Below are 23621 nucleotides of genomic sequence, written 5' to 3' on the forward strand. Positions count from 1 at the left end.
TCAGTTATATTACTTTATTGTGCGTTAAAACGGTGATTTGATGCGAAAACTTTATGTAAATAAATTACTTGAGAGCTTTCTTATCTACGCCTTCTCTCTTTAAGAGCCACAAGATCACCACCAATATTTACACAGCATCTCCAAGTTCAATGAAGAAAAGATTAATGGCCAGTCTTAATCATGCTTGTTTATCCAATCAACCTTTAGACCTTTGGCTAACTTAACAGTTTATTAACATAACATTTTACCCCTTTGTTCGCTGCAAAAGCCCATAGCATGGGGATTCTTCATTTTTAACACCCCGACTAAAGTTGAAAAGAGTTATTGCCAACACCTTGCTAATGTACACATTGAAACATTTCATTAACAACAATACCAATCGTAAGGAGACGGCAATGGCATTTGAAAGCGAAGAAAGAGCCAAAGCCTATTGGGACAAAAACGTGAAGCTCATGATCGGCCTAATGGTCATCTGGTTCGTCGTGTCTTTCGGCTGCGGCATCTTATTTGTCGACGTACTAAATCAATTTCAACTAGGCGGTTACAAACTCGGTTTCTGGTTTGCTCAACAAGGCTCCATCTATGCCTTCCTAGGAATTATTTTCTATTACGCATGGAAGATGCGCCAAATTGACCGTGAATTCGGCGTGGACGAATAAGGAGTCACTCAGATGGATTTGAAAACTATTACCTACCTGGTCGTTGGCGCCACGTTCATCCTGTACATCGGGATTGCTATTTGGGCTCGCGCCGGCTCAACCAAAGAGTTTTATGTCGCTGGTGGCGGTGTAAACCCGATTGCAAACGGTATGGCAACCGCAGCCGATTGGATGTCCGCAGCGTCGTTTATCTCAATGGCAGGCTTAATTGCCTTCATGGGCTATGGCGGCTCAGTATTTCTAATGGGTTGGACTGGTGGTTACGTTCTGCTTGCGCTGTTGCTAGCACCTTACCTACGCAAATTTGGGAAGTTTACGGTGCCAGAGTTTGTTGGTGAACGCTTTTACTCCAATACCGCACGTATCGTAGCGGTTGTTTGTCTTATCATCGCATCAGTGACTTATGTTATCGGTCAGATGAAAGGCGTAGGTGTTGCGTTTGGTCGCTTCTTAGAAGTGGACTACTCCACTGGCCTATTAATTGGTATGTGTATCGTTTTCATGTACGCGGTTCTTGGCGGCATGAAAGGCATCACTTACACGCAGATTGCTCAATATTGCGTACTCATTCTTGCTTACACTATCCCTGCAATCTTTATCTCTCTGCAACTCACTGGTAACCCAATCCCACAAATTGGTCTAGGGAGTACCATGGCTGGTACCGATGTCTATCTACTCGATCGGCTTGACCAAGTGGTGACCGAACTCGGATTCAGTGAATACACGACCCAAGTACGTGGCGACACACTTAATATGTTTGTCTACACCATGTCACTGATGATTGGTACTGCCGGTCTACCACACGTAATTATCCGTTTCTTTACCGTGCCGAAGGTTCGCGACGCACGTACATCAGCAGGCTGGGCTCTGATCTTCATCGCAATCCTTTACACTACTGCACCAGCGGTATCAGCGATGGCTCGTCTCAACCTAATGAATACGGTAAATCCAGCTCCGGGTCAGCACCTAGCGTATGACGAGCGTCCTGCGTGGTTCAAAAACTGGGAAACAACTGGACTACTCGGTTTTGACGATAAAAATGGCGATGGCAATATCCAATACACTTCAGATGCGTCCACCAACGAACTGCGCGTTGATAACGACATCATGGTATTGGCTAACCCAGAGATCGCTAAACTACCAAACTGGGTGATCGCACTTGTGGCAGCAGGTGGTCTTGCAGCTGCACTATCTACCGCAGCAGGTTTACTACTCGCCATTTCTTCAGCTATTTCCCATGACTTAATCAAAGGGGTTATCAATCCGAACATATCCGAGAAAAAAGAGCTACTTGCTAGTCGAATATCAATGGCAGTAGCGATAGCAGCCGCAGGCTATCTCGGTTTAAATCCGCCTGGATTTGCCGCAGGTACGGTAGCACTCGCCTTTGGTCTTGCCGCTTCATCCATCTTCCCTGCATTGATGATGGGCATCTTCAGCAAGAGCATCAACAAAGAAGGCGCAATCGCCGGTATGATTGCAGGTATCAGTATTACGCTGTTCTACGTATTCCAACACAAAGGCATCCTTTTCGTTGCTGATTGGAAATATCTAGAAAGCTGGGGAACAAACTGGTTCCTGGGTATTGAGCCAAACGCGTTTGGTGCTATTGGCGCACTATTTAACTTCATCGTCGCATTCGCTGTCTCCAAAGTAACAGCAGAAACGCCACAAGAAGTAAAAGACCTAGTCGAACACGTTCGCGTGCCAGTAGGTGCTGGTAGTGCAGTGGATCACTAAAAACTAATCAAAACCACAAAAGCCCCGTTTGGAACCAGCCGTCCGGGGCTTTTTTATTCTCACTTTTCAGTTACCATATTCGCAGTATGTCGTTGCAAGGAAGCCAAGATGTTCAAAAACAAGCACTTTATTCTCGCTCTACTGATTGCGCCAGTTCTCTCTTTGATCGCTTACTTCGGTACCGATATGGCCCTCAGCGAGAAACCCCACGCGGCGCAAGAAGGGGAAACTTACAAACTCGCGAGTAAGTCTAATTGTCGTTACACCAGTGGTCTGTGTGATATGGAAAATGGCGATTTTAAAGTGAAATTTCGCTCTGAAAAACTCACTAAAAATAACTTAGAATTGTCACTCAACGCCGCTTACCCACTTGAAGGGGTTAAAGTTTCTATTGTGAGTGACAAAGAGAAAAACGCTCAACCGATTGATATGAAGCCCGCCGATCAAGCAGGCCAAAGCTGGTACATCACCTTACCAAAGCCTGCATCTGCAGAAAGCTGGTTAAGAGTCGTCATTCAATCAGGCGGCACACTATATTATGGTGAAACACAAACCGCATTTGTGAAGTACGAAACCTTATTTACTGAATAACGGCGACAAGCTAATTCACCGGTATTCAAACGACAGTGACTTAGTTTCACTCAGCATAAATGAATTCCTACTCAGCCGACGCCTTTGCGTCGGCTTTTGTTTCCGTAATTCTTTCTTCAACAACCTCTTACTCTAAAAAGGGTTGCCAACTCACAAGTTAGTTGATAATAATTATCATTACATTTAATGAGAGGTGGTTATGGACAACAAACGGGACATCTTTAACGCATTTTTTAAAGCCCAAGATAGATTCCTTCTCGCCGCACCACATGGCTTTGAGCCAGACGTGATTCATGACTATATTCATTGGGGAATGGTGTTGTCTTCCTGTTATGAACACGATGCCGATGAAGAAAATCTATTGTTGTGTGAGCTGTTTTTACGTCAGGTTTATTTCCATTTACTAGACGCAATTCAAGACTCAACTCGCAGTCGTATCTTCCGTCGTGTCTGTCTCGATTCTATCCATACGCCATTATTTTGCCTCAAACGCTATTACTACCAGTTTGAACAAGGCGACGTGAAATTTCTCGCACTACAACAACAATTACGCCTGATTCAAATCTCACTCGATTAACCAAAAGGATCCCTACCATGAGCACCGAATTCCGCATAGAAACTGACAGTATGGGCGAAGTAACGGTCCCTGCAGATGCTCTCTACCAAGCCCAGACTCAACGCGCCGTCGATAACTTCTCATTCAGTCAACATAAAATGCCATCTGGTTTTATCAAAGCGTTAGCACACATCAAGCAGACTGCGGCACTCACCAACGCACAGCTAGGGCTGCTTGAGGGAGATATTGCCAACGCGATTGCTGACGCAGCTCAAGCAATTATCGAAGGCAATCATATTGAGCAATTCCCAATTGACGTATTTCAAACGGGATCAGGCACTAGCTCAAATATGAATGCGAATGAAGTAATTGCAACACTGGCCTCCCAGCATCTAGGCGGCACTGTCAGCCCTAATGATCACGTCAACATGGGGCAAAGCAGCAACGATGTGGTACCAACGGCCATTCAAGTTAGCGCAGCATTAGCCATCGAAAAACAGCTCTTCCCGGCCCTGTCACACCTCAGCCAAACACTAGAGTCTAAACAGCAAGCATTGAAAGATGTTGTAAAAACCGGTCGCACCCACTTAATGGACGCGATGCCAATTACCTTTGCTCAAGAACTTGGCGGTTGGCAGTTCCAAATCGAGCATGCAAAACAAGCGATTGAACAAGCTCTTCCTGCTGTAAAAGCCTTAGCCCAAGGTGGTACGGCGGTTGGAACGGGGATCAATGCTGATCCACGCTTTGCAGACTTATTCGCTAGCAACCTAACCCAGTCAACTCGTATTCAGTTCACGGCCAGTGATAACTTCTTTTTCAATTTAAGCAGTCAAGATGCGATCGTCGCTCTGTCGGGACAGCTCAAAACAGCAGCAGTTGCGATCATGAAGATCGCAAACGATCTTCGTTGGATGAATTCAGGCCCATTGGCTGGTTTAGGTGAGATTGAATTACAAGGCTTGCAACCGGGTTCTTCCATCATGCCTGGCAAAGTAAATCCTGTGATCCCAGAAGCCGCAGCTATGGCATCAGCGCAAGTCATTGGTAATGACACCACCATTACCGTCGCAGGCCAAGCGGGCAACTTCCAGCTTAACGTCATGCTGCCAGTTATTGCTCATAACGTATTGGAGAGCGTCGAGTTACTCTCTAACAGCGCAACCGCTTTAGCTGACAAAGCCATTGCGACGTTTGAAGTTCGCCAAGATAACTTGGATGTAGCACTCGCCAAAAACCCAATTTTGGTCACGGCTCTCAACCCGGTCATTGGTTACCTAAAAGCGGCAGAAGTCGCGAAAAAAGCCTACAAACAGGGACGCGCGATTATTGATGTCGCGGAAGAAGAAACTGATTTGGATAGAGCCACACTAGAGCGATTACTTAATCCAGCCAAACTGACTCAAGGCGGCGTCGCAGAATAAGCGGCAAACTCAGCCTATCAACTAAGATTACAAACATCGAGACCTCCATTCGGAGGTCTCTTTTTATAGCGATTTTTCAAACACTCCAATCCTAAGCGACTCGATTGAGCACCGAACGCAGCTTAAGCGGCTTAACTGGCTTAGCAATAAAGCTGAACCCATTTGCTTTGATGCCATCAAGCATATCATCGGTACGATCTGCACTGATGATGACGCCTTCAAAGCTGTGGCCTAATCTCAGGCGGCATTGCTGTAGCACTTCTAAACCAGTACGACCATCATCAAGTCGGTAATCGGAGAAAATTACATCCGGAATCCAACCATCCTCAAGCGCTTGTAGACTTTCAACTAAATCAATCGCAACTCGTGTATCGCAACCCCATCGGGAAAGTAAGTTTTCCATGCCGACTAGAATGTCAGGCTCATTATCGACACAAAGGATTCTCAGATGACCAAGTTCAGATTGCTTATTCATCGCCACGTGAACTGGATGAGGCTGAACATGATCAGCTTTATCTAGGGTGATGGAAAAAACACTGCCTTTTCCAACCCAAGAGCGCATCGAAATTTCATGCCCAAGTACCTGAGCAATTCCTTTCGAAATCGCCAAACCAAGTCCGAGGCCTTGGTCGGAACGAACTTGAGTTCCGCGATTAAACTCTTCAAAAATCTCTTGCTGCTTCTCTTCTTCAATCCCCACTCCATTATCCCATACATCAATACGCACTCGCCCTTTCACGCGGCGAACACCGAGTGCGACTTTGCCATTCGGGTTATAACGAAACGCATTGGTCAGGAAGTTTTGCACCACACGGCGCAGCAGTTTGGGATCCGACTTAACCATGAGTGAGGACGGAATCATGGTGAACTCTATACCTTGCTGTTTGGCTAACGCACTAAACTCAGCATTCAAATTCGATAACACATCATTTAACGCAAAGCCATGCACGTTGACTTCCAACTTGCCCGATTCCAAGCGCGAGATATCCAGCAAATCTCCAATTAAGTCTTCGGCAGCCTCTAAAGCACTTTCAATGTGTGCTGACAGCTTTTTGGCTTCGCTGTCTTTGGCGACTTCCGATAGTGAAGATGCGAATAGACGCGCCGCGTTGAGCGGTTGCATCAAGTCATGGCTTACTGCCGCCAAGAACCGTGATTTGGACTTCGATTCCAAATCCGAGCGCTGCGTCGCTTCCACCAGCTGCTTGTTAAGTTGTTCTAATTCTCGAGTCCGCAGACGTACCCTTTCTTCCAATGTCTCGTTGGCGTCTTTCAGTGCTTGCTCTGCATCACGGAATACGGTGATGTCGGTAAAGCTCATCACAAAGCCACCACCTGGCATTGGGTTACCTTGCACCTCTATCACGCGACCATCGGGACGAACCCGAGAAGAGGTGTGCCGAGTCCCTTGCTCAAGGTGATAAACACGGCGACGGACGTGGTCATCAGGGTCACCAGGGCCACACAACCCCTGCTCTGCATTGTGCCGAATCACATCCGCAATCGGTCGACCTACTTGAATCAGGCCTGGCGGAAATTCAAAGAGTTCTAAATAGCGTTGGTTCCACGCAACCAAGCGTAGTTGCTTATCGACGACCGCAATACCTTGTCCAATATGCTCAATCGCGCCTTGGAGTAAACCCCGACTAAAATCGTACAGTTCAGAGGCTTCATCGACGATAGTCGCCACCTCTTCAAGCTGCATGTTTCTTCCTTGCAGAGCGGAAGTAAGTACTAACTTAGCAGAAGATGCTCCAAATACCCCTGCTAGCACACGCTCCGTATGCCGAATCAGAGAAGATGGCGCTTGTTGATTCGGCATCAACTCTTCTCGTTGCTGGCTCCAGTAGGCTTGAAACGCCGCTTTAACTCGCGTTCGTCCTACAAATCTGGACGCTAGCATTTCCAGTTCTGCAACCGTAACGCGGCTCTGGTACAGGCTCATATTTTCGCTTTCAGGCAACGGTGTACCAACGAATGATGCCGATTGTAAGCGCTCACTTAGGCTTGGTCGGGTAGCCATAGAAACCACAACAAAACACACTGCATTAGCGACCACGCTGAGGATCATCCCCCAATCTGAAATCGCGATATCAAAGCTAGCCAATACCTCTGGTGGCGTAATCAACCAGATCAGGAAGTTATTACTGGCGTCTCCGGCAAGCATGTCTGTTTGGCTCATTAACGTAATCAACCAGGTAGCAAAACCCACCGCGAGGCCAACATACACACCTTTCTTATTCCCTTGACGCCAATACATACCGCCAACCAGCGCAGGAGCGAATTGCGTGATAGCCGCGAACGAGAGAAAGCCGATAGCAGAAAGTGAATGAATGGTGTCCAACGCTTGATAGAAACACCACGCGCCAATCAACAAAACTAAAATCAAACCACGGCGGATCCGCAGTAATAATTCAGAAAAATGGTGATGGTTACGCTGCGTCAGTCGCATGCGACGCAATAGCAATGGCATAACCAAGTCATTCGAGACCATGATCGCTAAGGCAATCGTCGATACGATAACCATGCCACTTGCCGCTGAAGTACCGCCTAGAAACGCAAGCAAGGCGATTTCACTCGCCCCTACCGACATCGGCACACTGATGACATAAGTATCAGGCGAAGCGCCACTCAAGAGACCTTGCCCTACCCACGCAATAGGTAAAACAAAAATCCCCATTAAGATCAGATAAATGGGGAACAACCAACGAGCCACATGCAAATCTTGAGCACGTTCATTTTCCACCACCATCGTATGGAATTGTCGCGGAAGGCAAACGATCGCCAGCATCGTGAGTACAGTATGAATCAATATAGTCGGGATATTTGGTGACTGATACGTCTGTGCGGCAACATCAATTAAGCTCAAATTCTCGGTGTTCATCGCCAACCAAACAATGAAGACACCAACCACTAAAAAAGCCAGCAGTTTGATAATGGATTCGAAGGCAATTGCCATCATCATCCCACGATGGTGTTCCGTGTTATCAATGTGGCGGGTACCGAATAGCATCGTAAAAATCGCCAATGCGACCACAACAAACCACGACACGCTATCGTTTTGATAACCAAAATCAGTAGCCAGCTCCGGAGCAATAATTTCAAGCCCCATAGTGATACCACGCAGCTGTAAAGCGATGTACGGCAAAATTCCCGCAACCGCTATGAGCGTAACAACCACGGCCAAACCTTGGGATTTACCGTAGCGTGCTCCGATAAAGTCAGCAATCGACGTGATGTGTTCCCGTTTAGCAATCAAAATAAGCCGAGCTAAAACGCGCCATCCGATGGTAAACACTAAAATGGGAGCAATATAGATGGGCAAGAAAGACCAAGGATTACTGCTGGCCTGCCCGACCGTGCCGTAGAAGGTCCATGATGTACAGTACACCGCAATGGAAAGGCTATAAATCCAAGGCCGCCAGCGCGCTAGCCACCTTTTCTGAATGTCGCCGTACCACGCGATGATAAATAAAGCTCCCAAATACGCTAAAGAAACGGGAACCACCAGCCATCCTTGCATCCGATATCCTTTCTTGCCTTTCTTGCTACTTTTAAAGCAAGAGAATAAAAAAACCTCTCCATGAGGGAGAGGTTTCATTTAACACTGCTTTGATAACGGAGACAAAGCTTAGTTTTTAACCTTTGTTACATAAGTCTAATTCTGTGTTTCAAGTGGCTTGTCTGATACATCAACCACCTGATGTGGGTCTTGCGAATCAAGCTTGATGAACAGAGCCAATAACCCCATCGCGGCCATGCCCCAGAACACAAGCGGTCCCCAGTGCTCATAACCCCAGCCACTCAATACGGTCATTAACGCGATAAATGCGCCCAACGGAATCGCGTTATACAACGCTTGCAACGCTACGATCTTATTTTCTTCGGAGTTTTGGATATATTGGATCGCGGCAATGTGTGCGGTAGCGAAAGTCACACTATGCAATAGTTGAACAACCACCAAAGCAATAATTGATGTTGTCGACGCCGTAATACCCCAACGCATCATTACACCAACGGCAGCAGCAATAAACAGCGCGCGTATTGACCAACCTACGAATAAGCGCTTACTCAATGCAAACACTGCCACTTCTGCGGCCACTCCTAAGCTCCACAAGTAGCCAATGACATCTTCCGAGTGACCAGCGGCCTTCCAGTGAATCGCACTAAAGCCGTAGTAAGCCGCATGACTGCCCTGAATTAGTGACACCAACACTAAGAATTTTAGTATCGGCTTGTCGGTCAAAAGAGCGGTCAGCTTTGGACGTTCTGCGCTTTGCCCACCATGCGTTACAGGCATTGGGTTAGTCGGTCGCATAGCAAACAGCAACGAGATAAACACGCCGAACATCGCAGTGTACAAGATCATATCGGAGCCAAATTCAGCCACCAGGTAGCCCACTGCCGTCGAGCCTGCGATAAAGGCAATCGAACCCCATAGCCGCGTGCGGCCATAATCGAGCATTTTCAGGCGAGCGTAGTAATTTGCCATCGCGTCCGACAACGGAATAATCGGTCCACAACAAAGATTGAACAACACTGTCGCTAGTGCCATTAACCAAAAGCTACCACCCGTAAAAAAGTGAAATCCAACAAAAAGGAGGGCAGCGAAACTCAACCAACGTAAAGCAGGCATAAGATGTTCGACTTTGTGTACTCGTGGGGTGATCACGATATTGGCAACACAACGTGTCGCAAGGCCTAACCCGACCAGCAAACCGATATCTGTCGAAGATACTCCTTGCTCCTTAAACCAAAGTGACCAAAATGGCAGATACACGCCATACGCAAAGAAGAATCCGAGAAAGTACTGGGAAATCCAGCCATACGGAGAAGGTTTCAACATTACTAATATCCTAAAACGGGAACACCAACGTTCGAGCCGGGAATTATGGATCGCCATGCGTATTATAAAAAGGGAAGAATAAGAAACTTATCGTTTCCTCGATGGAATACTAACTTTGCGACATTTGGCATCTTCAAGCGAAAACATCGTAATTTAGACCAAAGTCGTCTGGCTTCCGGTAAGAAATTTGTCAGACTTAGAGAGTGTTCCTTCCATCATTATTGGGTGTTCTCATGCCTGACAAATTTAACATGCAATCTCCACCGTTCGATCGCTTAACTGAAGCACAACAAACGCGACTGCGATCGTCTCTGGACGTTGCCTACTATCGAGCTCGAGATGTTATTTTATCCTGCGGACAGAAGAACCCCCACTTACATATTCTGATCAAAGGCGCGGTAGAAGAGCGCTCCAACGATCAACAGGAAGTGTTCGCACATTATGCCAACGACGATATGTTCGATGTACGCTCGTTACTTGAAGACAAGGTACGTCATCACTACATCGCGCTTGAGGACACGCTCTCTTACCTACTGCCGAAAGAAGTTTTCCTTGCCCTTTACAACGAAAATGGCCAGTTTGCAGCCTATTTCGATAACAATTTATCGAAACGGCAAGAGCTCATCGAAGCGGCCCATCAACAGCAAAACTTAGCGGAGTTTATTCTCACTAAAGTTGACCGCAGCATTTATCACCCACCGATGATCCTTGAACCAAATACACCAATTAACGAGGTAACACGTGCCTTAAAAGAAAATGGGATTGACGCTGCATTGGTTCAACTCCATGGCGATGATCCACGATTGGAAAAATGGCCATCAGCCCACCCGTACGCAATAGTGACTCGTACTAATATGCTGCATTCTGTGATGATAGATGGTTGCGCGCTCGACACACCAGTGGGTGAGATCGCGAGCTTTCCTGTTTATCACGTTGATGATGGTGACTTTCTATTCAACGCCATGATCACAATGACCAGAAATAGAATGAAACGCCTCATGGTATGTGAAGGCAACCGAGCCGTCGGCATGCTGGATATGACCCAAATTCTCAGCGCGTTTTCAACCCACTCTCACGTGTTAACGCTCAGTATTGCTCGAGCAAGCAGCGTGGAAGAGCTCGCTTTGGCCTCAAACCGCCAACGTCAATTGGTCGAGAGCTTATTGAAAAACGGCATCCGCACTCGCTTCATCATGGAGCTGATCTCAGCTGTAAACGAGCAAATTATCGAGAAAGCGTTCGAGTTAGTAATACCACCAGCCTTGCACGACCATTGTTGCTTGATCGTACTCGGCTCTGAAGGCCGAGGAGAGCAAATTCTCAAAACCGATCAAGACAATGGCCTGATTATTCAAGATGGTCTGGAATGGCCTCATTGCGAACAAGTGATGCAATCCTTCACACACACCCTACAACAGCTCGGTTATCCACTTTGCCCTGGCAAAGTGATGGTTAACAACCCGAAGTGGGTCAAAACACAGCAAGAATGGATAAGCACCCTAAACCACTGGATAGCTAAAGCCGAACCAGAACAAATCATGGACTTAGCCATTTTCAGTGACGCCCATGCTATTGCTGGGAATTGCGAGCTGCTGGCTCCAATTGCGGCGCATCTTCGTGACACAATGAAAGATCGCATGTTGATATTGTCTGATTTTACTCGCCCTGCCTTGCAGTTTTCGGTGCCCCTAACTCTATTTGGCAACGTAAAAAGTGCTAAAGACGGATTGGACATTAAACGCGGCGGTATTTTCCCAATTGTACACGGCATTCGCACCTTGTCTTTGGAGTATGCCATTGAAGAGAAGAACACGTTTGAACGCATTGAAGCTCTGAGAAATAAGCGCATCTTAGAACCCGAAACAGCAGATAATCTCAACGAAGCACTAAAATTGTTCTTTAAACTTCGCCTTAATCAGCAACTCAAAAAGCAAGAAGCGTTGAATAACATTGATATTAAACAACTGGATAGAACTGAGCGTGATTTGCTTCGCCACAGCTTACATGTAGTGAAGAAATTTAAGCAATTTTTAGGCTTCCATTATCAATTTCGTGATTAACCCTGATTTTCATAAATCACAGAGGCGTAAGCAATGAACTGGTTACAACGCAAATACTGGTACTACAAATTGAAAGGTTCGCCTTATCAGTCGCTGTTTTGCACGCCAGATAAAACAGAATACGTCTCTCTTGACTGCGAAACCACCAGCCTTGACCCAAATCGCGCCGAGCTGGTGACTATTGCAGCCACCAAGATCATCGACAACCGTATCATCACCAGTCAACCATTTGAAGTCCGCTTACGCGCGCCGCAATCGCTCGACTCTGGCTCAGTCAAGATCCATCGAATTCGCCACCAAGACTTAGTCGATGGCATCAGTGAAAAAGAGGCGCTGCTCGAGCTGCTCGACTTTATCGGCAACCGACCACTTGTGGGCTATCACATTCGTTACGATAAAAAGATCTTAGACCTTGCTTGTCTGAGGCAACTTGGCTTCCCACTTCCTAACCCACTCATCGAGGTCAGTCAGATTTATCACGATAAGTTGGAACGACATTTGCCGAATGCCTATTTCGACTTAAGTCTGGATGCCATTTGTAAACACCTCGAACTTCCTATCCAAGACAAACACGACGCCTTGCAAGACGCGATTTCTGCCGCTTTGGTCTTTGTCCGCTTAACGAAAGGCGATTTACCCAACCTAACCGCACCGTATACATAAAAATCAGTTGACCTAGCTCCCAGAAATACTTTTGTTTCAGCGATTTCCCGGCGCTTCTATCACTCTCATCCTAAAGTCTAATTGTGGAAATACGCGCGGTGACTGACAGTTATAAGCACAACGTCGTCATTACCACGACCAAGTTATTTAGAACCAAAAAACAGCCCTACAAAAATATATTCAAAATCTTATCTAGATTGGTGTAAGGCCGAGAAATAAGGCACAAGGAGAGAAGCCATGAGCGAAGCCCACGTTTATCCGGTAAAAGAAAATATTAAAACTCATACACACGCGGATAATGATACTTACTTAGCCATGTATCAGCAGTCGGTAACCGATCCAGAGGGCTTCTGGAACGAACACGGCAAAATCGTTGATTGGATCAAACCTTTCACCAAAGTAAAAAGCACTTCTTTCGACACTGGCCATGTTGATATTCGCTGGTTTGAAGATGGCACACTGAACGTCTCGGCTAACTGTATTGACCGTCATCTCGCAGAACACGGGGACGACGTCGCCATCATTTGGGAAGGCGATGATCCAGCCGACGACAAAACACTCACTTTCAACGAACTACACAAAGAAGTGTGTAAATTCTCCAACGCATTGAAAGACCAAGGCGTACGCAAGGGCGACGTGGTGTGTCTATACATGCCAATGGTGCCAGAAGCCGCAGTGGCTATGCTCGCTTGTACTCGTATTGGTGCGGTTCACACCGTAGTATTTGGCGGTTTCTCACCAGAAGCACTATCCGGCCGTATCATCGACTCTGACGCTAAAGTCGTGATCACCGCTGACGAAGGCGTACGTGGCGGACGCGCTGTTCCACTGAAAAAGAACGTGGATGAAGCACTAACCAACCCAGACGTAAAAACCATCAGTAAAGTCGTCGTGCTTAAACGTACAGGTGGTGATGTAGAATGGCATGAACACCGTGATGTTTGGTGGCACGAAGCAACAGCCAACGTTTCTGACGTTTGTCCACCAGAAGAGATGAAAGCCGAAGACCCGCTGTTCATCCTCTACACATCTGGCTCGACAGGTAAACCTAAAGGCGTACTACATACTACAGGCGGTTACCTCGTCTACGCGGCAATGACCTTTAAATATGTCTTCGATTATCAACCAGGTGAAACCTTCTGGTGTACCGCGGATGTGGGCTGGATTACAGGCCATACTTACCTAATTTATGGTCCACTAGCGAACGGGGCCAAAACCATTCTGTTTGAAGGTATTCCAAACTACCCAAGCACGGCTCGTATGAGTGAAGTGGTTGATAAGCACCAAGTGAACATTCTCTACACTGCGCCAACCGCTATTCGTGCACTAATGGCAAAAGGTAACGAAGCGGTAGCAGGGACATCTCGTTCAAGCTTACGTGTGATGGGTTCAGTAGGTGAGCCTATCAACCCTGAAGCGTGGGAGTGGTACTACAAAACGATTGGTAACGAGAGCTCGCCTATCGTTGATACTTGGTGGCAAACAGAGACCGGCGGTATCTTAATTGCACCACTACCAGGCGCAACAGACTTAAAACCAGGCTCAGCAACTCGACCATTCTTCGGAGTCCAACCTGCACTGGTTGATAACATGGGCAACATCATTGAAGAAGCCGCAGCAGAAGGTAACTTGGTGATCCTTGATTCATGGCCAGGTCAGATGCGTACTGTTTATGGCGACCACGAGCGCTTTGAACAGACCTACTTCTCAACCTTCAAGGGAATGTACTTTACGAGTGATGGTGCTCGTCGTGACGAAGACGGTTACTACTGGATCACAGGCCGTGTTGATGACGTACTAAACGTGTCGGGTCACCGCATGGGTACCGCTGAAATAGAATCGGCTCTTGTCGCACATCATAAAATTGCTGAGGCCGCGATTGTTGGTATTCCACACGACATCAAAGGCCAAGCTATCTACGCTTACATTACCTTGAACGATGGTGAATTCCCGTCAGCAGAGCTACACAAAGAAGTGAAAGATTGGGTGCGTAAAGAGATTGGTCCAATTGCAACACCAGATGTACTGCACTGGACGGATTCCTTACCGAAGACTCGTTCTGGTAAGATCATGCGTCGAATACTGCGTAAAATTGCAACGGGTGATACCAGCAACCTCGGAGACACATCAACGCTTGCCGATCCGAGCGTTGTAGATAAACTTATCGCAGAGAAAGCAGAATTGGCATAAATTCAACCAACTGTTTTAAAAGCACTTTAAAAACCGCCATCACTCATGGCGGTTTTTTGCTTTAGTGCACAAATTGGCCACACAAAAAATATGGCAATTATGTTGTTTTTGTTAACTTGGTTACAGAAACGAGAGTGGCTATTAGGAGATTAGACCAGTAAATTGCTGCTAATTGCTATGAATTAGCTATAATCTTGGTCGATTTTTTAAAATTTGCTCGGTTTTAACAAAAAAATCGTGCTGAACTATCGTATATTTGGGAATATAAACGTTCCACTCACGATAAGGGAAGATAGCAACACAATGTCTGCAAAGTCACGGATTCTTGTTCTAAACGGACCAAATCTTAATCTATTGGGTCTGCGCGAACCGACACACTATGGTCACAGTACCTTAGCTCAAGTTGTGGATACTCTTACAGAGCAAGCCCATAACGCTGGGGTAGAACTGGAACACCTACAATCAAATCGTGAGTACGAACTGATTGAAGCCATTCACGCTGCCTATAGCAAGATTGACTTCATCATCATCAATCCAGCGGCTTTCACTCATACTAGTGTGGCGCTGCGAGATGCATTACTTGGCGTCGCCATCCCATTTATTGAGGTGCACTTATCAAATGTGCACGCACGTGAACCATTCCGTCATCACTCTTATCTGTCAGATAAAGCAGAGGGTGTGATTTGCGGTTTAGGCGCACAAGGTTATGAATTTGCTCTGTCTGCAGCGATCAATAAGCTACAGGCAAAGTAACCCTAACACTCTGCAACCCTACGAGGGTTGTCTTAATCACAAGATAAAAGAGAAAGAAAAGATGGATATTCGTAAAATCAAGAAGCTAATTGAGTTAGTTGAAGAGTCTGGCATTGCTGAGCTAGAGATCTCTGAAGGTGAAGAGTCAGTGCGCATCAGCCGTCATGGCACTGCAGCCCCTCAAGCACCAATTCACTACGCAGCAGCTCCAGCGGCGGCACCTGCTCCAGTAGCAGCGGCACCAGTAGCGGAAGCGCCAGCAGCAGAAGCTCCAGCAGCAACACCTGCAGGTCACCAAGTTCTTTCTCCAATGGTTGGTACTTTCTACCGCTCTCCAAGCCCAGACTCTAAAGCATTCGTAGAAGTGGGTCAGAAAGTAAATGCTGGCGATACTCTATGTATTGTTGAAGCAATGAAAATGATGAACCAAATCGAAGCGGACAAATCTGGCGTTGTTACAGCAATCCTAGCTGAAGACGGCCAACCAGTTGAATTCGACCAACCTCTTGTTGTAATCGAATAAGCGGGGCTTGCCTTATGCTAGACAAAGTAGTCATCGCGAACCGAGGTGAAATTGCACTTCGTATTCTTCGCGCTTGTAAAGAATTAGGTATTAAGACCGTCGCTGTTCACTCGACAGCTGACCGCGATCTTAAGCACGTACTACTCGCAGACGAAACCGTATGTATCGGCCCTGCTCGTGGTATCGACAGCTACCTAAACATTCCACGCATCATTTCTGCAGCAGAAGTGACTGGTGCTGTTGCTATCCACCCAGGTTACGGCTTCCTGTCTGAGAACGCAGACTTCGCAGAGCAAGTTGAGCGCAGTGGTTTCATCTTCGTTGGTCCAAAGGCAGACACTATCCGCCTAATGGGCGATAAAGTATCTGCTATCAATGCAATGAAGAAAGCAGGCGTTCCTTGTGTACCGGGTTCTGACGGCCCTCTAGACAATGACGAAGAGAAAAACAAAGCATTTGCTAAGCGCATTGGTTACCCAGTAATCATCAAAGCATCTGGCGGCGGCGGCGGTCGTGGTATGCGTGTTGTTCGCGCAGAGAAAGACCTTATCCAAGCCATTGCAATGACACGTGCTGAAGCAAAAGCGGCGTTCAACAATGACATGGTTTACATGGAGAAATTCCTAGAAAACCCTCGTCACGTTGAAGTTCAGGTTATTGCTGACGGTCAAGGCGGCGCAATCCACCTTGGTGAGCGTGACTGTTCAATGCAACGTCGTCACCAAAAAGTAGTGGAAGAAGCTCCAGCACCTGGTATCACTGAAGAAATGCGTAAGTACATCGGTGAACGCTGTACTCGTGCATGTATCGAGATCGGTTACCGCGGCGCAGGTACGTTTGAATTCCTATACGAGAACGGTGAGTTCTACTTCATCGAAATGAACACTCGTATTCAGGTAGAGCACCCAGTAACAGAGATGGTTACTGGCATCGACCTAATCAAAGAACAGCTTCGTGTTGCAGCGGGTCAGCCTCTGTCATTCACTCAAGATGATATTAAGATCCGTGGCCATGCGATTGAGTGTCGTATCAACGCAGAAGACCCTGAGCGCTTCCTACCATCTCCGGGTAAGATCGAGCGTTTCCACGCTCCTGGCGGTATGGGTGTACGTTGGGAATCTCATATCTACACAGGCTACACAGTACCACCTCATTACGATTCAATGATTGGTAAACTGATCACTTACGGTGAGAACCGTGATGTAGCGATTGCACGTATGAAAAACGCACTGGGTGAGATGATCATCGAAGGCATCAAAACTAACGTACCACTGCAATTCTCCATCATGAATGACGAAAACTTCCAACACGGTGGTGCAAACATCCACTACCTAGAGAAGAAGCTTGGCTTACAATAAACCTAAGCAAACGTCTTAAAAAATGCCCACTCCCGTGGGCATTTTTGTTTTATATGTACGCAAAGGGCTCAACATATAAATCGGCTTATTTGGGTATATACTCAAACAAATCGTAGAGTTCTGGTAAACTCTGCGCCACTTCATTCACTTTAAGAGCAAAAACCAATGCCTTGGATTCAAATCAAACTCAACGCGACCAATGAAAACGCTGAGCAAATCGGCGATATGCTAATGGAAGAGACTGGCGCGCTGTCTGTTACATTCTTAGACGCGCAGGATACACCTGTATTCGAACCTCTACCTGGCGAAACTCGCTTATGGGGCGATACTGATATTCTGGCACTGTATGATGCAGAAGCAGACACTAACTTCATCATCGACCAAATTAAAGCGAGCAATATGCTGGCTGACAATTTTGCTTACAGAGTAGAACAGCTTGAAGATAAAGACTGGGAACGCGAATGGATGGAAAACTTCCACCCAATGAAATTTGGTGAACGCTTATGGATTTGTCCAAGCTGGCGCGACATTCCAGATCCTGACGCTGTTAATGTTATGTTGGATCCAGGCCTTGCATTCGGTACGGGTACTCACCCTACAACAGCACTTTGTCTTGAGTGGCTAGAAAGCATGGACTTAAGCGGTAAGACCGTTATCGACTTCGGTTGTGGCTCAGGTATTCTTGCGATCGCAGCGATCAAACTGGGCGCTGAAAAAGTGATAGGGATCGACATTGATCCTCAAGCCCTGCTTGCTTCAAAAGACAATGCTGAGCGTAATGGCGTTGCAGACAAACTAGAAGTTTACTTACCGCAAAATCAACCAGAAGGTCTCGTCGCTGACGTCGTTGTGGCCAACATCCTTGCGGGACCTTTACGTGAACTAGCACCAATCATTAAAGGCCTAGTTAAACCAAATGGCGACCTTGCAATGTCTGGCGTATTAGACACCCAAGCTGAAGATGTTGCGAACTATTACCGTGACGAGCTTCACATTGACCCGATTGTTGAGCAAAGTGAATGGTGTCGCATCTCTGGTCGTAAGCAAGGCTAGACAAGGTTTTCAGAGCTAATTGTTTGAAATTCATACAATTTACAAAAACAATTTGTAAATGCTCAAATATTAGTCTTTTCACGCAGTGAAAAAATGCGTAAAATGCGCGCCCTTGCTGGTACAGAACTGTGATGACGTTTTGAAAATCGGAAACTATCAACTTAAGAACAATCTAATCGTAGCCCCTATGGCTGGTGTAACGGATAGACCGTTTCGCGAGTTGTGTCTTCGCTATGGTGCGGGAATGGCCGTCAGTGAAATGATGTCTGCTAACCCAAAACTATGGGGAACGTCAAAGTCGAAACAGCGCATGGTACACGAGGGCGAATCGGGCATTCGCTCTGTACAGATTGCGGGTTCCGATCCACAGCTTATGGCGGACGCAGCTCAATTCAGTGTTGAGAACGGTGCACAAATCATCGACATCAACATGGGCTGCCCGGCAAAAAAAGTGAATAAGAAGCTAGCGGGCTCTGCTCTGCTTCAATACCCAAACATTATCGAAGAGATTTTGAAAGCGGTCGTGAATGCAGTGGACGTTCCTGTAACGTTAAAGACTCGAACTGGCTGGGATACAGACAACAAGAACTGTGTCCAGATCGCTAAATTAGCCGAAAACTGCGGCATACAAGCTCTTGCTCTGCATGGCAGAACGAAAGCATGTATGTACAAAGGTGAGGCCGAATATGACAGCATTAAAGCGGTAAAAGAGGCGATTTCAATTCCGGTTATCGCGAACGGTGATATCGATAGCCCGGAGAAAGCCAAATTTGTACTGGAGTACACCGGTGCGGACGCTTTAATGATTGGACGCCCTGCCCAGGGTCGTCCTTGGATTTTCCAGGAAATCCATCACTATTTGGAAAACGGCACCACAATGGAGGAGCTTCCAACTGAGGAAGTGAAAACCATTATGCTTGGTCATGTAAATGCTCTGCATGAATTTTATGGGGAGTTCTTAGGTCCACGTATCGCGCGCAAGCACGTTGGGTGGTACCTGAAAGAGCATGAACAGGCAAGTGAGTTTCGCCGTACCTTCAACGCTATCGACGCAGCTCCGCTGCAAATAGAGGCGTTAGAAGGTTATTTTGATAACGTTGCATCATAATTAAGAGAAGAGCTAGACCGAATATGTTCGAACAAAATCTGACTTCAGAAGCATTAACAGTAACTACAGTAACGTCACAAGACCAGATTACTCAGAAGCCTTTACGTGACTCTGTTAAAGCGTCTCTTAAAAACTACCTTGCTCAACTAAACGGCCAGGAAGTAACAGAACTATACGAATTAGTTCTAGCTGAAGTTGAACAGCCACTACTAGATACTATCATGCAGTACACTCGCGGTAACCAAACTCGCGCAGCAACTATGATGGGTATCAACCGCGGTACTCTTCGCAAGAAACTTAAGAAATACGGCATGAACTAAGACCGTTTTTCAAAAAGTATTTGGAACAAGCCGTTACCTTTTTAGGTAACGGCTTTTCTTTATCTACTAAAACACTACGAATAACGCGTATTACCAACTGGCTTTAAGATAACCACTGCTGAGCCAAACAATAGCAAAGCCACGAAAGCGACACATTCATTACCTACAGAATACGCGAAGCCCGCCAAGGCAGACCAAATCGCGACACCAAAGTGCATCATACTCATTCCAGAAGACATCAGCACACCTCGATGTTCATCAGATAAGCTTGCTATATGTGCTTGTAACGCCGGAGAGCCTACCCCTCCAGCAAGAGACCAGAGCACTAGAGCTGGAAGATAAGCGGTAACCGTACTCATCTCATTTGAGAACACCCATGCACTGCAAGGTATGCACACCATTAAAGCCACTCGCATAACGGCTCGAGAGCTACCAAGCCAACGGCAAGCTCTCCCCACGCACATATTTCCAACCACACTCACGATCCCTAGAGCAGCATAAATAGCGCCCACCCAACCGAGCGCCAACTCGCTGGTATCTCGAATATGAAGGCCTATCAGGTTAAATACACCAATACCTCCCCCTAGGCCTAAACACATCGCTAGAATCGCCCTCAACGCGCCTGGAAGATGAATGACGTCTGTGATAGGTGGCAGAGTATCTGACTTCTTGGACTCATTATGCTTGTTGTTCATGGACACTACGCTCATGGCACCGACAAAAAGAGCCGCCACGCCCAAAATAATAAAAGCGGCACGCCATGATAAAAGCTGGGTCAACAATGCTCCGATCGCCGGGCTAGTTATCATACCTAGCGTTAATCCCGCCTGAACCATCACAATTTGACGCATCGCTCTATTACCCTTCGCGTCTCCCGCTAACGCGAATGCAATTGGTAACATGCCTGCACTTGCAATACCAGTGATCACACGAGTTGCAATAGCAAGTTCAAAATCATGAACTATGCCCGTCGTAATAGACGCAACCCCAAATACAAAGCAAGCAGGCACCATGATACGAATACGCCCAGCTCGGTCTGATAAACGGCCCAAGTAAGGAGCGAAAATTGCTATGGCTAAACTATATGCCGTAATAAATAAGGTCACCTGACTCGGTTGAACACTTAAATCATTTCCGATAGGTTCAAGAATAGATCCAAGCATCAACTCATCAGCACCAACAAGAAAAGCAACGAGAAATAGGATCATGGACTGCATCATAGCTCCACCTCCTGTTCTGTTTCCGATTCAGCACAAGTGAGCAACGAAATATCTAAAACTCTATCAGGCCAAGATTGCAAAAATGCCTTCTCATGAGATACCACAATCACGCTACCGGAAAAGCGCTGGAGAGCCTCTTTAAGCGCATTTTTACTGCTGCTATCCAAGTGTGTTGTTGGTTCGTCCAACAGCAAAACATTGCATTTCTGAACCGATAAACAACACAACTTCACCCGAGTTTGCTCACCACCGCTCAATGTATCTAAGTGGCGCTGCGTCTTATCCCCCGTAATCCCAAAGCGAGCTAATAGCTTGCGTGACTCTTTGCTTGAGATTGTTGGCGCACAAGAGCACAGCTCCTGTTCTGGTGTGTTCTGAGGATGGCGCCAAGACAAATCTTGAGAAAAATAACCAATCATTGCACCTTTTGCCAATACCACCTCACCAGAGAGTGGCTCGATCTCCCTCATCAGGGTTTTAAGTAAGGTCGACTTACCCACGCCGTTAAAACCAGCAACAACCAACTTTTCCCCGCGCGCTAACGTGATATCAAGCGCAGGAAGCAGAGGCTGCTGATAACCTATCATCAACGCTTTTGTGTCAATCACATACTGTTGCCCAATAGGCTGGTGAGCAAAGTCAAACATCGATACTTTTTCTATATTATTCAGTTGAATAGGTTCGATTTTATCCAGTTTTTTCTTGCGTCCCTTAGCAAGACTCGCGTTAACTCCAGCGCCATTTTTGGCAATAAATTGCTCTAACTTTCGAATTTCATTTTGCTGAGCCTTATATTGCTTTTCTAACAAAGCACCGTCGTGATGCTTTTGCTGCATTGCTTTGACATAAGTGCCGCTGTATTTTCGGACCGTTTGATAATCAATATCACAAATACTGGTCGCTACTTGATTAAGGAAGTCAATGTCATGAGAAACCAGTAAAACAGTGCCAGTGTAATCATTGAGAAACGCGACTAGCCATTCAATGTGCGGAGCATCAAGATAGTTTGTCGGCTCATCAAGAATTAACACATCGGGGTTGCGAAGTAACAACCTGCCTAAAAGGACTTTGTGTCTTTGACCGCCACTTAGCGAGACAAGCGGTGTATCTAAGCCAAATTGATAAATACCAAGACCTACAGCAACTCGTTCAATTTTGGTATTAATTGCATAGAAGTCTTCATCTTCTAAATATGCCTGTAGCCGAGCGACTTGGCTTAAAAGAGATGTAGAGTGAGACTCGGTCATCGTATGATACAAAGTCCAAAGCTTTTGCTCTGCAGCGTATAAACTCTCAAAAGAGCCCTTTAAACACTCATGAACTGTCAGCACATTATCGATCTTAAAATGTTGTTCTAAATACCCCACCTCAAGGTTTGGTAACCATTCAATGCAGCCCTTATCTGCAGATAATTCACCGAAAAGCAGTTTCAATAAGGTGCTTTTTCCAACACCATTCGCTCCGGTGATACCTATTTTCTCTCCCACGTTAATACGAAAGGTCACGTTGTTGTATAACGTCTTATCAGCTATCTGATAAGACAAATTTTTAACTTGTAAAATACTCATGTTTTCAACCAAATAAAAAAGGGCCGGTGATCAATACCGGCCCTTATTTCAATACTGGGTAATGCTTTGTAGCTGCTTAACAGATACAAAAAGGCCGATGATGAAATATCACCGGCCATCTCTTCTCTTTTATCAGGTGTAGAGACGCCTGCGTATAACTTCAGCGAAGCTACCCACACATAAAACACCTGATGAAGATTAATTTAAGACTCCGAGCAACACTTCATCGCGTTTTTTGCACGGAGTTCAGCCTTCTTACAAAGCTTTTAAACAAGAGATATAACATGATTTACTGTCGAAAAAACATTCGATGTGAAGCGTACACCTTTAGAATAAAAAGTACCAGATAATTATTAAAACTATCGTGACTTACACGAAGGTCCACAGAAAGAAGACTTTTCCTCAGTCAATGTGCCAGGTGAACGGCTTACTCAGCAAACACAGCTATGAAAGCACCTATACCGCTCACGTTATACGTACGTAGTGGTGGCTTTGAAGGTTGGAGAGGGTTAGAGGGAAGAAGTAGCGAATATACTTTAAGACACTGGCTTAAATAGGTCGACAAAACAAAATCCATGTTTGGAAAGTTTTAAATGCGCTGAGTTTATATTAATAAGCGCCTATGGCTAAATCAAAACATCTAAAGCAGAGAAATCTCCCCCGAAAATAACATAACCTAGTGAATAAATTTTCCAGGTAATAATAAAGGAAGCTTTGGTAAGTAAGCGCAAGGGCTGAGAACTAGCGCTCGATACTAGGACCCGGTTCAGTAGAAACCACACAAAACTGAGTTCCACTTCACTCATAACAGGGCTTAGAAAGCATCGCCAGAGGGAAGCCGGCCTCTCGATGCAAGGTTTCAATATGAAAGTGGGTTTAAGGTAAGTCGGGGAACCAAAACGAAAAAAGCCCCAGTCTTTCGACTGAGGCTTAATATAAGTGGCGGAGTGGACGGGACTCGAACCCGCGACCCCCGGCGTGACAGGCCG

At 46.2% G+C, this 23621-nt stretch carries 18 protein-coding genes; 14 read left to right on the plus strand and 4 right to left on the minus strand.

Annotation, left to right across the window (positions count from 1 at the left end; translation table 11 throughout):
- Positions 1 to 395: 395 nt before the first annotated feature.
- From R7Q09_RS21595 to R7Q09_RS21615, 5 genes are all read left to right on the plus strand, one after another.
- Positions 396 to 659, plus strand: a complete 264-nt coding sequence (locus R7Q09_RS21595; RefSeq protein ID WP_005382373.1) for a DUF4212 domain-containing protein — start codon at positions 396 to 398, stop codon at positions 657 to 659.
- Positions 660 to 671: 12 nt separating this feature from the next.
- A complete protein-coding gene (locus tag R7Q09_RS21600; protein WP_005382372.1) occupies positions 672 to 2399 on the plus strand; it encodes a sodium:solute symporter family protein in 1728 nt (575 codons plus the stop codon).
- A 108-nt stretch (positions 2400 to 2507) separates the two neighbouring features.
- Complete coding sequence (locus R7Q09_RS21605; protein WP_005382371.1) at positions 2508 to 2990, plus strand: hypothetical protein; 483 nt, start codon at positions 2508 to 2510, stop codon at positions 2988 to 2990.
- 199 nt (positions 2991 to 3189) lie between these two features.
- Positions 3190 to 3567, plus strand: coding sequence for a hypothetical protein (locus R7Q09_RS21610; protein ID WP_005382370.1), 378 nt, complete (start codon positions 3190 to 3192; stop codon positions 3565 to 3567).
- 17 nt (positions 3568 to 3584) lie between these two features.
- On the plus strand, positions 3585 to 4970 hold the full coding sequence (locus R7Q09_RS21615) for a class II fumarate hydratase (protein ID WP_176311193.1): 1386 nt from the start codon (positions 3585 to 3587) through the stop codon (positions 4968 to 4970).
- A gap of 91 nt (positions 4971 to 5061) precedes the next feature.
- On the opposite strand, the gene R7Q09_RS21620 is transcribed toward R7Q09_RS21615, so the two are convergent.
- Both R7Q09_RS21620 and R7Q09_RS21625 read right to left on the minus strand, forming a co-directional pair.
- Complete coding sequence (locus R7Q09_RS21620) at positions 5062 to 8493, minus strand: PAS-domain containing protein (protein ID WP_085570088.1); 3432 nt, start codon at positions 8491 to 8493, stop codon at positions 5062 to 5064.
- Positions 8494 to 8628: 135 nt separating this feature from the next.
- The gene (locus R7Q09_RS21625; protein ID WP_318071195.1) at positions 8629 to 9816 is read right to left on the minus strand and encodes a 3-phenylpropionate MFS transporter; all 1188 of its coding nucleotides are present in this window, start codon (positions 9814 to 9816) and stop codon (positions 8629 to 8631) included.
- 233 nt (positions 9817 to 10049) lie between these two features.
- On the opposite strand from R7Q09_RS21625, the gene R7Q09_RS21630 reads away from it, so the two are divergent.
- The 9 genes from R7Q09_RS21630 to fis all read left to right on the plus strand — a co-directional run bounded on the left by R7Q09_RS21630 (position 10050) and on the right by fis (position 19844).
- Positions 10050 to 11876, plus strand: a complete 1827-nt coding sequence (locus R7Q09_RS21630) for a DUF294 nucleotidyltransferase-like domain-containing protein (protein WP_318071194.1) — start codon at positions 10050 to 10052, stop codon at positions 11874 to 11876.
- Positions 11877 to 11909: 33 nt separating this feature from the next.
- Positions 11910 to 12539 (plus strand): 3'-5' exonuclease, encoded by a 630-nt coding sequence (locus R7Q09_RS21635; protein WP_025768818.1) that lies wholly within the window; start codon positions 11910 to 11912, stop codon positions 12537 to 12539.
- A 237-nt stretch (positions 12540 to 12776) separates the two neighbouring features.
- Positions 12777 to 14729, plus strand: a complete 1953-nt coding sequence (gene acs / locus R7Q09_RS21640; protein ID WP_318071193.1) for an acetate--CoA ligase — start codon at positions 12777 to 12779, stop codon at positions 14727 to 14729.
- A 303-nt stretch (positions 14730 to 15032) separates the two neighbouring features.
- Entirely contained in the window at positions 15033 to 15482 is a 450-nt protein-coding gene (gene aroQ, locus R7Q09_RS21645) for a type II 3-dehydroquinate dehydratase (RefSeq protein WP_285386214.1), read from the plus strand.
- Between the two features lie 61 nt (positions 15483 to 15543).
- Positions 15544 to 16005, plus strand: coding sequence for an acetyl-CoA carboxylase biotin carboxyl carrier protein (gene accB, locus R7Q09_RS21650; protein ID WP_005386355.1), 462 nt, complete (start codon positions 15544 to 15546; stop codon positions 16003 to 16005).
- A 14-nt stretch (positions 16006 to 16019) separates the two neighbouring features.
- Positions 16020 to 17363 (plus strand): acetyl-CoA carboxylase biotin carboxylase subunit, encoded by a 1344-nt coding sequence (gene accC / locus R7Q09_RS21655; protein ID WP_005382509.1) that lies wholly within the window; start codon positions 16020 to 16022, stop codon positions 17361 to 17363.
- 165 nt (positions 17364 to 17528) lie between these two features.
- Positions 17529 to 18416 (plus strand): 50S ribosomal protein L11 methyltransferase, encoded by an 888-nt coding sequence (prmA, locus tag R7Q09_RS21660; RefSeq protein WP_318071192.1) that lies wholly within the window; start codon positions 17529 to 17531, stop codon positions 18414 to 18416.
- Between the two features lie 139 nt (positions 18417 to 18555).
- Complete coding sequence (gene dusB, locus R7Q09_RS21665) at positions 18556 to 19524, plus strand: tRNA dihydrouridine synthase DusB (protein WP_005382505.1); 969 nt, start codon at positions 18556 to 18558, stop codon at positions 19522 to 19524.
- Positions 19525 to 19547: 23 nt separating this feature from the next.
- Complete coding sequence (fis, locus tag R7Q09_RS21670) at positions 19548 to 19844, plus strand: DNA-binding transcriptional regulator Fis (RefSeq protein ID WP_000462885.1); 297 nt, start codon at positions 19548 to 19550, stop codon at positions 19842 to 19844.
- 74 nt (positions 19845 to 19918) lie between these two features.
- On the opposite strand, the gene R7Q09_RS21675 is transcribed toward fis, so the two are convergent.
- Both R7Q09_RS21675 and R7Q09_RS21680 read right to left on the minus strand, forming a co-directional pair.
- On the minus strand, positions 19919 to 21064 hold the full coding sequence (locus R7Q09_RS21675) for an MFS transporter (protein WP_318071191.1): 1146 nt from the start codon (positions 21062 to 21064) through the stop codon (positions 19919 to 19921).
- Positions 21061 to 22632, minus strand: coding sequence for an ABC-F family ATP-binding cassette domain-containing protein (locus tag R7Q09_RS21680; RefSeq protein WP_318071190.1), 1572 nt, complete (start codon positions 22630 to 22632; stop codon positions 21061 to 21063). The genes R7Q09_RS21675 and R7Q09_RS21680 overlap by 4 nt, the downstream gene beginning before the upstream one ends.
- Between the last annotated feature and the right edge of the window lie 989 nt (positions 22633 to 23621).

The organism is Vibrio sp. 2130-1 (genome assembly GCF_033339515.1).

Coding starts and splice junctions, on each gene's coding strand:
- accB (WP_005386355.1), top strand. CDS start 15,544: ATGGATATTCGTAAAATCAAGAAGCTAATTGAGTTAGTTGAAGAGTCT.
- fis (WP_000462885.1), top strand. CDS start 19,548: ATGTTCGAACAAAATCTGACTTCAGAAGCATTAACAGTAACTACAGTA.
- R7Q09_RS21635 (WP_025768818.1), top strand. CDS start 11,910: ATGAACTGGTTACAACGCAAATACTGGTACTACAAATTGAAAGGTTCG.
- R7Q09_RS21610 (WP_005382370.1), top strand. CDS start 3,190: ATGGACAACAAACGGGACATCTTTAACGCATTTTTTAAAGCCCAAGAT.
- R7Q09_RS21630 (WP_318071194.1), top strand. CDS start 10,050: ATGCCTGACAAATTTAACATGCAATCTCCACCGTTCGATCGCTTAACT.
- R7Q09_RS21615 (WP_176311193.1), top strand. CDS start 3,585: ATGAGCACCGAATTCCGCATAGAAACTGACAGTATGGGCGAAGTAACG.
- R7Q09_RS21625 (WP_318071195.1), bottom strand. CDS start 9,816: ATGTTGAAACCTTCTCCGTATGGCTGGATTTCCCAGTACTTTCTCGGA.
- acs (WP_318071193.1), top strand. CDS start 12,777: ATGAGCGAAGCCCACGTTTATCCGGTAAAAGAAAATATTAAAACTCAT.
- R7Q09_RS21675 (WP_318071191.1), bottom strand. CDS start 21,064: ATGATGCAGTCCATGATCCTATTTCTCGTTGCTTTTCTTGTTGGTGCT.
- aroQ (WP_285386214.1), top strand. CDS start 15,033: ATGTCTGCAAAGTCACGGATTCTTGTTCTAAACGGACCAAATCTTAAT.
- R7Q09_RS21605 (WP_005382371.1), top strand. CDS start 2,508: ATGTTCAAAAACAAGCACTTTATTCTCGCTCTACTGATTGCGCCAGTT.
- accC (WP_005382509.1), top strand. CDS start 16,020: ATGCTAGACAAAGTAGTCATCGCGAACCGAGGTGAAATTGCACTTCGT.
- R7Q09_RS21600 (WP_005382372.1), top strand. CDS start 672: ATGGATTTGAAAACTATTACCTACCTGGTCGTTGGCGCCACGTTCATC.
- R7Q09_RS21680 (WP_318071190.1), bottom strand. CDS start 22,632: ATGAGTATTTTACAAGTTAAAAATTTGTCTTATCAGATAGCTGATAAG.
- R7Q09_RS21620 (WP_085570088.1), bottom strand. CDS start 8,493: ATGCAAGGATGGCTGGTGGTTCCCGTTTCTTTAGCGTATTTGGGAGCT.
- prmA (WP_318071192.1), top strand. CDS start 17,529: ATGCCTTGGATTCAAATCAAACTCAACGCGACCAATGAAAACGCTGAG.
- R7Q09_RS21595 (WP_005382373.1), top strand. CDS start 396: ATGGCATTTGAAAGCGAAGAAAGAGCCAAAGCCTATTGGGACAAAAAC.